The 12001-nt window shown below is 38.7% G+C and carries 17 protein-coding genes, 1 tRNA gene and 1 pseudogene; 14 read left to right on the plus strand and 5 right to left on the minus strand.

The window, feature by feature from the left end; all coding sequences use genetic code 11:
* Window positions 1-60: 60 nt before the first annotated feature.
* From ttdA to EL171_RS02650, 10 genes are all read left to right on the plus strand, one after another.
* The gene (gene ttdA / locus EL171_RS02605; protein ID WP_021148394.1) at window positions 61-963 is read left to right on the plus strand and encodes a L(+)-tartrate dehydratase subunit alpha; all 903 of its coding nucleotides are present in this window, start codon (window positions 61-63) and stop codon (window positions 961-963) included.
* The gene (gene ttdB / locus EL171_RS02610) at window positions 963-1574 is read left to right on the plus strand and encodes a L(+)-tartrate dehydratase subunit beta (RefSeq protein ID WP_005385844.1); all 612 of its coding nucleotides are present in this window, start codon (window positions 963-965) and stop codon (window positions 1572-1574) included. The genes ttdA and ttdB overlap by 1 nt, the downstream gene beginning before the upstream one ends.
* A gap of 104 nt (window positions 1575-1678) precedes the next feature.
* Window positions 1679-1867 (plus strand): hypothetical protein, encoded by a 189-nt coding sequence (locus EL171_RS02615; RefSeq protein ID WP_005385854.1) that lies wholly within the window; start codon window positions 1679-1681, stop codon window positions 1865-1867.
* Between the two features lie 274 nt (window positions 1868-2141).
* Window positions 2142-3812: a formate--tetrahydrofolate ligase gene (locus tag EL171_RS02620; RefSeq protein WP_005385856.1), complete on the plus strand. Its 1671-nt coding sequence runs from the start codon at window positions 2142-2144 to the stop codon at window positions 3810-3812.
* Between the two features lie 159 nt (window positions 3813-3971).
* Window positions 3972-4589, plus strand: coding sequence for a cyclodeaminase/cyclohydrolase family protein (locus tag EL171_RS02625; protein WP_005385857.1), 618 nt, complete (start codon window positions 3972-3974; stop codon window positions 4587-4589).
* Between the two features lie 247 nt (window positions 4590-4836).
* Entirely contained in the window at window positions 4837-6165 is a 1329-nt protein-coding gene (locus tag EL171_RS02630) for a nucleobase:cation symporter-2 family protein (protein WP_039969044.1), read from the plus strand.
* A gap of 218 nt (window positions 6166-6383) precedes the next feature.
* A complete protein-coding gene (locus EL171_RS02635; protein ID WP_005385861.1) occupies window positions 6384-6824 on the plus strand; it encodes an MOSC domain-containing protein in 441 nt (146 codons plus the stop codon).
* 25 nt (window positions 6825-6849) lie between these two features.
* Window positions 6850-7815, plus strand: a complete 966-nt coding sequence (moaA, locus tag EL171_RS02640; RefSeq protein WP_039969047.1) for a GTP 3',8-cyclase MoaA — start codon at window positions 6850-6852, stop codon at window positions 7813-7815.
* A 1-nt stretch (window position 7816) separates the two neighbouring features.
* The gene (locus EL171_RS02645; protein WP_005385865.1) at window positions 7817-8119 is read left to right on the plus strand and encodes a hypothetical protein; all 303 of its coding nucleotides are present in this window, start codon (window positions 7817-7819) and stop codon (window positions 8117-8119) included.
* 74 nt (window positions 8120-8193) lie between these two features.
* Window positions 8194-8269, plus strand: a tRNA-Lys gene (locus EL171_RS02650).
* 81 nt (window positions 8270-8350) lie between these two features.
* On the opposite strand, the gene EL171_RS02655 is transcribed toward EL171_RS02650, so the two are convergent.
* From EL171_RS02655 to EL171_RS02670, 5 genes and pseudogenes are all read right to left on the minus strand, one after another.
* Window positions 8351-9424 carry a tyrosine-type recombinase/integrase gene (locus EL171_RS02655; RefSeq protein WP_005385867.1) on the minus strand — a complete coding sequence of 358 codons (1074 nt, stop codon included), beginning with the start codon at window positions 9422-9424 and terminating at the stop codon, window positions 8351-8353.
* Window positions 9425-9584: 160 nt separating this feature from the next.
* Window positions 9585-9932 carry a hypothetical protein gene (locus EL171_RS02660; protein WP_005385869.1) on the minus strand — a complete coding sequence of 116 codons (348 nt, stop codon included), beginning with the start codon at window positions 9930-9932 and terminating at the stop codon, window positions 9585-9587.
* Between the two features lie 41 nt (window positions 9933-9973).
* Window positions 9974-10135: a hypothetical protein gene (locus EL171_RS09955; protein ID WP_232013645.1), complete on the minus strand. Its 162-nt coding sequence runs from the start codon at window positions 10133-10135 to the stop codon at window positions 9974-9976.
* A gap of 12 nt (window positions 10136-10147) precedes the next feature.
* Window positions 10148-10204: pseudogene (locus EL171_RS10075) on the minus strand (ImmA/IrrE family metallo-endopeptidase); the annotation flags it as partial.
* A gap of 66 nt (window positions 10205-10270) precedes the next feature.
* Window positions 10271-10648 carry a helix-turn-helix domain-containing protein gene (locus EL171_RS02670; protein ID WP_005385873.1) on the minus strand — a complete coding sequence of 126 codons (378 nt, stop codon included), beginning with the start codon at window positions 10646-10648 and terminating at the stop codon, window positions 10271-10273.
* 183 nt (window positions 10649-10831) lie between these two features.
* Here EL171_RS02670 and EL171_RS02675 point away from each other — a divergent pair, with 183 nt between their 5' ends.
* From EL171_RS02675 to EL171_RS02690, 4 genes are all read left to right on the plus strand, one after another.
* A complete protein-coding gene (locus EL171_RS02675; protein WP_005385874.1) occupies window positions 10832-11020 on the plus strand; it encodes a helix-turn-helix transcriptional regulator in 189 nt (62 codons plus the stop codon).
* A 34-nt stretch (window positions 11021-11054) separates the two neighbouring features.
* Window positions 11055-11303 (plus strand): helix-turn-helix domain-containing protein, encoded by a 249-nt coding sequence (locus tag EL171_RS02680; protein WP_005385876.1) that lies wholly within the window; start codon window positions 11055-11057, stop codon window positions 11301-11303.
* Between the two features lie 128 nt (window positions 11304-11431).
* Entirely contained in the window at window positions 11432-11626 is a 195-nt protein-coding gene (locus EL171_RS02685) for a helix-turn-helix domain-containing protein (protein WP_005385878.1), read from the plus strand.
* Window positions 11627-11628: 2 nt separating this feature from the next.
* Window positions 11629-11808: a hypothetical protein gene (locus EL171_RS02690; RefSeq protein ID WP_005385880.1), complete on the plus strand. Its 180-nt coding sequence runs from the start codon at window positions 11629-11631 to the stop codon at window positions 11806-11808.
* Window positions 11809-12001 lie beyond the last annotated feature (193 nt).

Raw genomic sequence — 12001 nt, forward strand, 5'->3', positions numbered from 1 at the left:
TAAGGTTCCGAAACATAAATAATCACGTCTTAAATAATGAAGTCTTTTTGGAGGTTTGCGATGAGTACGAAGGAACAACAAGTACAAGAAATGACTAATAAGATAGCTAATTTCATTTCTTATATGGCAAAGGTATTGCCTGATGATGTACAAGAAAAAATTCATGAATTGGCACAAGATGAAAAAAATCCTATGGCCAAATCTATTTATGAGACAATGCAACATAATATGGATTTAGCAGCTCAGCTTAATCGTCCTTCTTGTCAAGATACTGGTGTATTACAATTCTGGGTAAAGGTTGGATCTAATTATCCATTACTAGGAGAATTAGAAGATATCCTAAGAGAAGCAACCTATAAGGCTACACAAGAAGCTCCATTGCGATTGAACTGTGTAGAAACTTTTGATGAGTTTAATACTGGTAAAAATATTGGCCTCACTGCACCTTATATTCACTGGGATATCATTCCTGGTCGCGATGATGTAGAAATCTTCCCTTACATGGCTGGTGGCGGGTGCTCCTTGCCAGGGTCCGGTAAAACATTGATGCCAGGCGAAGGTTATGAAGGTGTTGCTAAATTTGTTCTTGATTTGATGACAAGCTATGGCTTAAATGCATGTCCTCCACTATTGGTAGGTGTAGGGATTGCTACAACTATTGATACAGCTGCTGGATTATCTAAAAAGGCATTAATGCGCCCTGTATCTTCAAAAGCACCTAATGAAAAAGCGGCTTATATGGAACAATTGTTAGAAGATGGCATTAATAAGATTGGTATTGGACCTCAAGGTATGGGTGGGGATAAAACTGTATTAGGTGTTAACATTGAACATGGAACACGTCATCCATCTGTTATTTCTTGTGCTGTTAGTGTAGGTTGTTGGAATCATCGTCGCGGCGATCTCGTATTTGATAAGGATGGTAATTGCACAGTTAAATCTCATAAAGGAGTGACATTATAATGGCTAAGAAAATATTAACTACACCAATTCAAAAATCTGATTTAGAAGGCATTAAGCCAGGCGATGTAATTTATTTGACTGGGCATATTACAACTAGTCGTGATATGGGGCATCGTCGTGTGGTAGAAGAAGGTAAAACTTTACCGGTTGATGTTAAAGATGGGGCTATACTTCATGCAGGTCCAATTATTCGAACTATAAGCGATAATGAATTTGAAGTAGTATCTGTAGGTCCTACTACATCTATGCGAATGGAAAAATTCGAATATGACTTTGTTAAAAAGACTGGTGTACGTCTCATTGTAGGTAAAGGTGGCATGGGTCCTGAAACAGCCCGTGCATGTAAAGACTTTGGCGCACTACACTGTGTATTCCCTGCAGGCAATGCAGTTCTTGCTGCTACAGAAGTCGAAAAAGTAGAATCTGCTAATTGGCGTGAATTAGGTATGTGTGAGACTTTGTGGACTTTTAAGGTTAAAGAATTTGGTCCACTTATCGTATCCATTGATGCAGAAGGTAATAACTACTTTGAAAATAAAAAAGTAGAATACAATGCGAAAAAAGAAGAGGTGTTAGAAGAAATCTATAAACATGTAGGCTTCATTAAATAATTGCATTGTGACATGTAACTAAATAGGAGGATTATACGGATTTTGTACAATCCTCCTTTTTTTGTACCCTTTTTTAGGTAGATTACACGTATTAGGAGGTATATATGGATACGAGTGTAATGATAACTCTTGGCTCCTTGGCATATGCTACACCAATTGGTATGCCTGCCAATACTATGGTATACAATATAGCTGGCTATAGCTTCATGGATTATGTGAAAGCTGGTTTGCCACTTATCGTTGTATTTAGTATCGTAGCACTTATTTTACTTCCAATCCTATTCCCATTCTAATAAGATAAGTATTTGGTATATATTGAAAGCCCTGATGTACATTTACATCAGGGCCTTTTCTTGGTTATGTATATATAGTGTTTGTTTTGCTATATATTAGATAGATTACTAAATTTGTTAGACATAAGTATTAGACATTAGAGAAACTTTCACATATAATAGAGTAATGTAAGTGTACAAATATACATTCACAGTAGACATATTTTGCAAAACGTATATGTCTATCTAATAGTTATTATATAGGTTTATGTGGCCATAGCGCCGAGGAGGCTTTATGTTAAGCGATATTGAGATTGCCCAACAGAATAAAATGGAAAAAATTCAGGTTATTGCCGATAAATGCGGATTAACACCTGATGATATTGAACAATATGGTCATTATAAAGCGAAGATTTCTTTTGATGCCATTCGCCGCTTAGAGTCTAAGGCAGATGGTAAGTTGGTACTTGTTACAGCTATTACACCAACACCAGCAGGGGAAGGTAAGTCTACAACGAGCATTGGTCTCGTACAAGGTTTACAAAAAATCGGTAAAAATGCCATTGCTACATTGCGCGAGCCATCCTTGGGACCTGTATTTGGTATTAAAGGTGGTGCAGCGGGGGGCGGTTATGCTCAAGTAGTACCGATGGATGATATTAACCTTCATTTCACAGGTGATATGCATGCTATTACAGCAGCAAATAACTTGTTATCCGCTATGATCGATAATCACATCCATCAAGGTAATGAGTTGCAAATTGACTTGCGTCAATTATCTTGGACTCGTGTTTTAGATATGAATGACCGTGCACTTCGCAACGTAACTGTAGCACTTGGTGGCAAAGTATGTGGTTTCCCTCGAGAAGATCACTTCATGATTACCGTTGCTTCTGAAATTATGGCTATTCTTTGCTTAGCTAAAGATCTAGAAGATTTAAAAGAACGTTTTGGTCGCATTGTAATTGGCTGTAATTTAGCAGGTGAGCCTGTTTATGTGCATCAACTTGGTTGCCAAGGTGCGATGGCCCTTCTTATGAAAGATGCTATTAAACCAAATCTTGTGCAAACATTAGAGCATACACCAGCTATCGTTCACGGCGGTCCATTTGCAAACATTGCTCATGGTTGTAACTCCATCGTAGCTACAAAATTAGGCCTTAAATTAGGTGATATTGTAGTTACAGAAGCTGGCTTCGGTGCTGATTTGGGGGCTGAAAAGTTCCTAGACATTAAATGTCGTTACGGCGATATTTTCCCTGATACAATCGTTATCGTAGCTACATTACGAGCTCTTAAAATGCATGGTGGCGTACCAAAACAAGAGCTTAATACAGAAAATGTTGAGGCTGTTACGAAAGGCTTTAGCAATTTACAAAAAGCAATCGAAAATATGCGTTACTTCAATGTGCCTGTGTTAGTAGCCATAAATAAATTTGCTACCGATACAGATGCGGAAATCGCTGAGTTAACTCGCTTGTGTAATGAATTTGGTGTACCTGTAGAACTTAATGAATGTTGGGAAAAGGGTGGCGAAGGCGGCACTGATATGGCGAAAAAAGTTGTAGAATTGCTTGAAGGTCCAAAACCAACACCTAAGTTCGTATATGATTTAGAAGATAGTTTGGAAGAGAAAGTTAATAAAATTGTTAAAACCATTTATGGTGGCGACGGCGTTATCTTCACAGATAAAGCTAAAAAACAAATTAAACAATTAGCAGATTGGGGGCTAGATCGTCTGCCTGTATGTATGGCAAAAACACAATACTCCTTATCTGATAATCCTGCGTTACTCGGTGCACCGAAAGGCTTTACTATAACGGTATCCGATATTCGTGTTGCTAATGGGGCAGGCTTTATCGTATGCCGTACGGGTGATGTAATGGTTATGCCAGGTCTTCCTAAACGTCCTGCCGCTCTTAATATGGATATCGAAGCAGATGGTACGATTAAAGGCTTATTCTAATAGTAAATACTTATAGTTAGCCTTTCTAAAACGGATTAACCTTTACGCCTAATTTTAATTAGAGTTATAGCGTTTATTGTTTTAACCGTTACAGTTTTATAGTAATTATAAGGAGATAACAAGGTTCCTCTTGTTATCTCCTTTACATGAGGTATAGATATGAAATTAGTAGAACAAAAAGTGAGTGACTTTGTAGCCGCTACTGCATCTAAAGAACCTACACCTGGAGGTGGTGCCATTGCGGCTTTAACAGCTGCAACGGGTGCTGCATTAGCTGAAATGGTGGCAAACTTAACCTTTGGGAAAAAAGGATACGAAGAGGTTCAATCTGAAATGAAAGACCTTCAAAGTAAAGCAGAAGCTATTCGTAATCGCATGCTTGAATTATCCCAAGCTGATGCGGATGTATTTAACATCTTTATGAACGCATTAGGTTTGCCAAAGAATACTGATGAAGAAAAGGCTACGCGCAGTGCAGCCATTCAGCAAGCTTATAAAGATGCGGCTATGGTGCCCTTTGAAATCGGTGAATTAGCGTATCAAATCTTTGATTTGGCGGATATGGCATCTCGCAAGGGCAATCAAAACCTCATTACAGATGGTATTATTGCTGCTATTAATGCCCGTGCTGCCGTAAAGGCGGCATTCTTAAATGTGCGTATTAATTTATCTGGTATTAAAGACGAAGCCTTTGTAACTGATATAACTACAAAAATGAATGCTATTGAAAAAGATCTCGATGAGAAAGAGGCGGCCATTATAGGTTTATATGCATAACTAGCTCAAAATAGCAATTTAAAATAATAGCTTGAAATAACTTGATAGATATCTGGATATATTAATTAATAAAACCTGAACAATTTCGAATGATTTATAATTTTGAGAGTATAATGTTCGGAAAAAATAAAAAAGAGAACTTATTATTGCTTTTGAAAATAATAGGTTCTCTTTTTTCTATTGTTAAAATCCGAACGATAGTGTAAAATAAATGGGTGTTATTTCGAGGTTTGATGTAGGAGACATTATGACAGATCAAAAACAAATGAATACGGTCGATAGTATGTTGCCAATACCACAGCTCTTTGCCTTTGGTTTACAGCACGTATTGGCCATGTATGCAGGTGCCGTTGCCGTACCTATTATCGTGGCACAGGCCATGCACTTACCTGTGGAAGATTTGATTCGCTTAATTACAGCGGACTTATTTACTTGCGGTGTTGCCACATTAATCCAGACATTAGGTTTTGGTAATATTGGTGGACGTATTCCAATGATCCAAGGGGTTACCTTTGCATCTGTAGGCCCTATGGCCATGATTGGTGCCCAACATGGTATGACTGCTATTTACGGCGCCATTATCATAGCCGGTTTATTTACATTCTTGATAGCGCCATTCTTTAGTCGTCTTATTCGACTATTCCCTCCTGTAGTTACAGGTACAATTATTACCATTATCGGTATTAACTTGATGCCAGTTGCCATTAATTGGATGGGCGGTGGTGTAGGAAATCCACAATTTGGTAGTTTTACTAATATTGGACTAGGGTTCCTTACATTCTTAATCGTCGTATTTGTTTATAAATTTGCAAAAGGTTTCTTCAGTAATCTTTCTGTTCTAATCGGTTTGATTGCAGGTACAGCTATTGCTTTTGCAATGGGCGTTACCAACTTTGACGAAGTTGGTCGTTCCAGTTGGATTGCAGTTATTGAACCTTTCTATTTCGGTTTACCAACCTTTGATTGGGCTTCTGTGCTTTCCATGATTATCGTAATGCTTGTTGTTATGGTTGAAACAACTGGTGATAGTATTGCTATTGGTGAAATCGTAGATAAGCCAATTGGTCGTAAAGAATTGGCATCAATCATTCGTGCTGATGGGGTATCTACTGTTATCGGTGGTATTCTTAATAGCTTCCCATATACAGCATTTGCTCAAAACGTTGGTCTTATTGCTGTAACAGGTGTTAAGAGCCGCTTTGTAGTTGCTGCATCTGGTGTGATTTTGATTTTATTAGGCTTATTTCCTAAATTAGCGGCCATCGTAGCTAGTATTCCAAATGCTGTATTAGGTGGTGCTGGTATTGCTATGTTCGGTATGATTGTTGCCAGTGGTATTCGTTCTTTAGGCAAGGTTAGCTTTGAAGGCAATCATAATTTAATGCTTGTAGCAATTAGTGTTGGTGTGGCTATGATTCCTATTGCAGCGCCAAACTTTTATGCTAATTTCCCTGCTTGGGCACAAATTATTTTAAAATCTGGTATTACCTTTGGTAGTATTATGGCAATTTTGCTTAACTTACTACTTAATGGTGTTAATCGTGGTGATGAAATTAAAGAAATGGGTCGCCGATAAGATGTATTATATGAGAACTCTGTTCCTTGGAGCAGAGTTCTTTTTTAGTGATTAAATTCACAGGAAATTTGTATGAATACTATGCTATAATAAATAGATAATTGTAGAATAATTTTGTGGTGCTTTCAGTAAGATGAGAATCATAAAACTAGTTGCAATTACATGTTGAATTAAAGTTATGTATATATGGTATGTTCCCATAAGAAGGGAAGGGTTGCATGGCAGACGGAAAAATTATTGCTATCTCTATTAGTGAGAAAAAAGGGCAAAAGAAACATAATATTGAAACCGCTAATCTTATTGTAGATCACGGTATGGAAGGTGATGCGCATGCCGGTAATTGGCATCGTCAAATCAGCTTGCTTGGCATTGCAAGTATTGACCATATGCGAGCTCAAGGGGCGGATGTAAAACCTGGTGATTTTGCAGAAAATATCACTGTTGAAGGTATGGTGCTTTACGAATTGGCTGTAGGCACACAATTACAAATTGGTAAGGATGTAATTCTTGAAATTACTCAAATTGGTAAGGAATGTCATCATGGCTGTGAAATCATGAAACAAGTAGGATCTTGTATCATGCCTACACAAGGCATCTTTGGCAAAGTCCTTAAAAATGGTACGATTCACGTAGGTGATGAAGTATCTATTATCAAATAACTTAGTCGTACAAACGAGGTGTGTTATGAAAGACGCATGGGGCCGTACAATTGAATATGTACGTCTGTCATTGACAGATGCGTGTAATTTTTGTTGTCCCTATTGCCGACCTGCTGAAATTACACCTCAAAGTCAAACCCAATTATTATCAGTTGATGAATGGATGACTATTTTAGGTGCCTTTCATCGTATTGGCGTGAAAGCGGTACGTTTAACTGGTGGCGAGCCATTGCTATATCCTCATATTGAAGAGCTTTTAACTCGTATCAAGGATACTGGTTGGTTTGAAGATATATCTATGACTACTAATGGTAGCTTGCTTGCATCTCGAGCACAACGATTGAAAAAACTTGGTTTGAACCGAGTGAATATCAGTTTAGATTCTCTTGAAAGTGACGCTTTTGCCACTTGTGTAGGCAAAGAGGGGCAGCTAGATTCCGTATTAGATGGTATTCGCAGTGCTATTAGCGAGAATTTTAAATCAGTAAAGATTAATACCGTATTATCTCGCCATTGGTCTGATGATGAAGTTAAATCTTTATTACAGTATGTAGAAAAGTGGCCTGTTGTATGGCGTTTTATTGAATATATGCCATTCCAAGGCGATGCGTTCCATGGTCCAACCTTTGATGAGTGGAAGGCTCAATTAGAACGTGTTAGTGGAGGTCCGCTTACAGAAGTACATTCCGTTTATGGCTTTGGCCCTGCTACGTACTTAGCGCTACCAAGTGGAAAGGCTATAGGCTTTATCTTTTCTATGTCTCATAGCTACTGCGATACATGTAATCGTGTACGTCTTACATCTGATGGGCAAATGCGTTTATGCTTGTTACGTGATGATGAGGCTGATCTTGTATCTCTTGTGCGCAATGGTGCGACCGAGGAAGATTTAGCTTTGCATATTGAACGTGCATTGCAGCGAAAGCAAGAACGTCATGATGGCGTAGGTATGGAACAACCAGAACGTCCTATGTGGCGCATTGGAGGATAATATGGGATTTTTTGATTTTCTAAAACCAAGATCAAAGGAACATATTGAAGAATGTTGGCCTGGTGGCAAGATGCTTCAAGTCCATATAGAATACGATACAAAATCTGCTGTCATTACCTACAAGGGACGTTATGGATTGCAATTTAATGTGCCAAAGGCAGATGTGACAGATATTATCGTCAAAGAGGTAAGCCGTACGCATAGCGTTCTTCAACTGTATAGTGGTGTTGACTGTGTAGGAACTAGTGATATACTCTCTACAGAGGCTTGTAATACGATGAAGGATTGGCTAAGGCAATATTGATGTATATGTTTTATAGGAATGTAATAAATATTCTTTACATTCCTATAAAATAGGCATATAATTAGTCGTGTCATGGACCACTAGCTCAGCTGGCAGAGCACCTGACTCTTAATCAGGGTGTCCAGGGTTCGAACCCCTGGTGGTCCACCAAAATAAACCCGCACTACTGTGCGGGTTTTTCTTTTGACATCATTTTTATCAGGGTACCTTTTGACATCATTTTGACATCAATTAGAATATGTTTGAAATCTTTTCTACCACGTCGGCTTCCATAATTGGAGTTACATGCGAGTAGGTATCCATAGTTTGTTGATACGAGGAATGGCCAAGCCTCATTTGTACGACTTTAAAGTTTACGCCAGCTTCTAATAATAAGGTAGCGTGTGTATGGCGGGTATCGTGCATCGTAAAGTCAGGCCTACCGATTGCGGTAGCAAACTTTTTACACTTTAGAGAAACTTTAGCAGGATCACGAGGGTTTCCAAACTTACCAGGGAACACGAGATTATTATTTCTCCAGTTCGGTGCTTTTAGTCTTCGTTTATCGACGCATGTGCGAAGTTTTAGGAGCTCTGCGATAGTTTTATCGTCGAGTGAGATAGAACGCCTTGACGAGCTGTTTTTAGTTGTTTTAGAGATAGTCGTGACTTCGTCGATACGTAAAACTGTTTGATTGACGGTTAGCGTCTTTTGTTTTAAATTGACATCATCCCAGGTTAAGCCGAGTATCTCACTACGGCGTAAACCTGTAGTAAATGCTAGCTTGAACAGGGCATGCCATTCGACATCATCGATTTGTTCGAGGAACGTTTCAACCTCTTCTTTAGATAGTGTTACCATCTCGCGTTTACGTTCTTGCTTTGGCTTCTTAACCAGTGTGGCCACGTTCTTCGATATTATCTCATCCATGACCGCCTGTTTTAGGATTGCCCTAAGAACGGTTAGCGTATAGCTGATAGTCCTTGCCGATAAGTGGCTCATGCTATCCATAAGAGCCCTTACGTTTAATGCTGACAGCTCGACTAATCGTATTGAGCCTATGAAAGGTACGATATAGGTCTTAATAATATATTGGTAAGAGGATAGGGTATTCTGTGAAACCGTATCCGTTTTAAGTCGGATCCAATATTCACACCAGCGCTCGGTTGTAATTGTGTTATCGTAGTTCGCACATTGCGCTAGCGACTCAACGTAGGCATCACGTTCAGCAATAGCAGCTTTCTTGGTAGTGCCATAAAAGTATTTGCGCTTACCATTTATCAGCTTTGATACTTGGTAGCGTCCATCAGCTCGTTTTTTAGCCATAAAAATAACCTCCTAGGCTTAAATTTGAGTATAAGAAATACGCCTTAGAGGTTTTGTATGGTATAATGATATTGGAGTAAAAATGAAATACCTTTTCTCTAAGGCTAGGTATGTAGTTTTTAGTAGCCCTCACTGCGGTGGGGGCTTATTTTTATTTTATCTAAAATACAGAATCTAGTACATTGTCATACCAGTGCTTTTTCTTTTTAGGCTGTTGCACTTCTTCAGATGGAGCCTGGTGTATCTCATGGTCAGCTTGCCATTTTGCCAGTGCGTTTTTAGTGCCTTCGTCGACTTTATGTAAGTCGTCCATTTCTTCTTTTGTCATGTTGATAGTACGTTCAAGATATTCCTGCTCATCTAGTAATTCGGTACTCCCGTCATCGTAATGTACTAGTACCTTAGGGCCGTCTAAAGCCTTAAACTCATCGTGAGATACTTCGGTTCTAGCGAATCCTGTAACTGTAACTAAGGCAAGCATAGTAGTAATTAATAAAGTCTTTTTCATGTTAACATCTCCCTTTTATATAATCCCTTTTATATAATCCCTTATAATACTGATACATAATGATGGTAGAAATCTATAGCCTCTAATTCGGCATCATCGATACATGTTCGACGGACCATTTGCTCTACTAGATTAACGTGATGGTCTAAATAGAAGTCGTCATTAATAATATGCATTAATTCGTGCTTAATTTCTTCCCTCATACGATCATGAGGGAGGTTTTTGTTTATATAGATATTATGAGTATCTATATCTTCACATTCCTCTGACACAGCGTTGGCATGTGGTAAGTCGCAATAAATCAAATTTACAACCAATATAACACTCTCCCTTGTGTATTATTTGTTTTTTAATTTTAAAAGCTCTATATATTCGACTGCTTTTTCTAAATCCTCCTTACTTATATCTTTAGCGGCAGAGAAGAGCATACGAGCTCCCGGACGTGTGCGTAGGTATTCAGCAAATTCGGCTGCTTCACGGTCAGTGTAATAGCCGTCTGTATATTTCTCTACTAGTTCAGATTTAGGAACACCAAAATAGTTTGCCAATAACTCAATTTTATCGATTCTAGGATATGTATTTCCCTTTACCCAATCGGTAAACGTAGTATACTTTAGCCCTAAATCAGCGCATATTTTATTGCGATCAATTCCGCGACTATCCATTAGTCGTTGAATATTCTCGGCCATAATAGCCTTGTTACCTAAATCACTCATAATAACCTCTCAAACACGGAATATATTAATTAATATACCTATATATTACGACATTTTCGTAATAAAATCAATATTTTACGGAAATTTTACGATAGTTTAAGTTTAGTTTATGGACATTACGGATAAACCGTAGTAGAATGATGACTGTAAACAAGATGTGAGTATCAAGAAAGGAGGTAGCTTATGAAGTATACATTAAAGATGTTAAGGGCTTCAAAAAACTGGTCTCAACTTACGGCATCTAAAGCGATTGGAGTGTCTGTTGATACTTGGGGAAATTGGGAGCGTAAACGCTCTTACCCTGATGTTCCTCACATAAAAAAGATACAAGAAGTATTTGGTGTAACGTATGACGACATTATTTTTTTATAGTTGATTACGGTTAAACCGTTACGGAGGATGGGTTATGAAAGAATTCGTAATCAGAATGTTCGGCGAATCCATTACGGAACGCATGAACGAGTTAGGCATGACTAAGACGGCGCTGATCAAACAAGCTGAAATCTCGATGGATACATTAAACCGAGCTATCAAGGGAAAGTCAGTGCAAATGTCGACAGTCGTTGGTATCTGCTATGCGTTGTGTGTCGACGATACCGAAAGTCACGACTTTTGGGAAACCGATTACTACAACCCGAAATTAGATAGGAGGTAGCTATGAATAAAAAACAATTATTAGAACTAGCTAGTTGTTGCTTATGGATTTTAGCGCTCGGCTTGTCCGCAGGTATAAGTTTATTCGTGATGTTATCCCTGGTGCTTCTAGCATTCTAGGAGGTCGCCATGAATAAGATGTGCATCACAGTAGCGGAAGCTGCAGAACTTGCTAGCGTACCGCAAGCCGTTATCCGAGAATGGGCGCAAGATTTTGACTTCCCGTCCATGAAAATTGGTAAACGTGGTGGTAAACGCCTTATCCACGTTGATTCGTTTAATGCTTGGCTTGCTAAACGATGCCAGGCGCGAACAGGAGAGTAGACATGATGAAAGTAGTTTATGGGCTTCGCATTATTGCAGCCATATTAGTAGTAGGAACTGTAGGTTCTATCGAAATAGACCGCATTGATTTATGGACTGGTATGTGCCAGGGGTTACTAGGTATCACCCTTTGGTTACTCACTGGTTACTGGATTGAGGAGTTAAAAGAGTATGAACGATAAACGATGCTCCTTCTGTAATAAAAGGATTAAAAGTCCTTACACAAATTGGTCGTACCTAACAGGTAAGCCTCGGATTGTGTGCGATAACTGTAAAGACATACACCCGTGTGTAAATAGAATAACACGTTTATCCAAACGTGCCTAGTGAAAGGAGGAGAGGACATTGCGAGACTGTACAACGTGCCCTAATAGA

This window comes from Veillonella dispar (genome assembly GCF_900637515.1).
In the GTDB taxonomy this organism is placed as follows: domain Bacteria; phylum Bacillota; class Negativicutes; order Veillonellales; family Veillonellaceae; genus Veillonella; species Veillonella dispar.

Bases quoted from the DNA above. Each gene is read 5' to 3' on its own strand.
- ttdA (WP_021148394.1), top strand. From the start codon at position 61: ATGAGTACGAAGGAACAACAAGTACAAGAAATGACTAATAAGATAGCT.
- ttdB (WP_005385844.1), top strand. From the start codon at position 963: ATGGCTAAGAAAATATTAACTACACCAATTCAAAAATCTGATTTAGAA.
- EL171_RS02615 (WP_005385854.1), top strand. From the start codon at position 1,679: ATGGATACGAGTGTAATGATAACTCTTGGCTCCTTGGCATATGCTACA.
- EL171_RS02620 (WP_005385856.1), top strand. From the start codon at position 2,142: ATGTTAAGCGATATTGAGATTGCCCAACAGAATAAAATGGAAAAAATT.
- EL171_RS02625 (WP_005385857.1), top strand. From the start codon at position 3,972: ATGAAATTAGTAGAACAAAAAGTGAGTGACTTTGTAGCCGCTACTGCA.
- EL171_RS02630 (WP_039969044.1), top strand. From the start codon at position 4,837: ATGACAGATCAAAAACAAATGAATACGGTCGATAGTATGTTGCCAATA.
- EL171_RS02635 (WP_005385861.1), top strand. From the start codon at position 6,384: ATGGCAGACGGAAAAATTATTGCTATCTCTATTAGTGAGAAAAAAGGG.
- moaA (WP_039969047.1), top strand. From the start codon at position 6,850: ATGAAAGACGCATGGGGCCGTACAATTGAATATGTACGTCTGTCATTG.
- EL171_RS02645 (WP_005385865.1), top strand. From the start codon at position 7,817: ATGGGATTTTTTGATTTTCTAAAACCAAGATCAAAGGAACATATTGAA.
- EL171_RS02655 (WP_005385867.1), bottom strand. From the start codon at position 9,424: ATGGCTAAAAAACGAGCTGATGGACGCTACCAAGTATCAAAGCTGATA.
- EL171_RS02660 (WP_005385869.1), bottom strand. From the start codon at position 9,932: ATGAAAAAGACTTTATTAATTACTACTATGCTTGCCTTAGTTACAGTT.
- EL171_RS09955 (WP_232013645.1), bottom strand. From the start codon at position 10,135: ATGAGGGAAGAAATTAAGCACGAATTAATGCATATTATTAATGACGAC.
- EL171_RS02670 (WP_005385873.1), bottom strand. From the start codon at position 10,648: ATGAGTGATTTAGGTAACAAGGCTATTATGGCCGAGAATATTCAACGA.
- EL171_RS02675 (WP_005385874.1), top strand. From the start codon at position 10,832: ATGAAGTATACATTAAAGATGTTAAGGGCTTCAAAAAACTGGTCTCAA.
- EL171_RS02680 (WP_005385876.1), top strand. From the start codon at position 11,055: ATGAAAGAATTCGTAATCAGAATGTTCGGCGAATCCATTACGGAACGC.
- EL171_RS02685 (WP_005385878.1), top strand. From the start codon at position 11,432: ATGAATAAGATGTGCATCACAGTAGCGGAAGCTGCAGAACTTGCTAGC.
- EL171_RS02690 (WP_005385880.1), top strand. From the start codon at position 11,629: ATGATGAAAGTAGTTTATGGGCTTCGCATTATTGCAGCCATATTAGTA.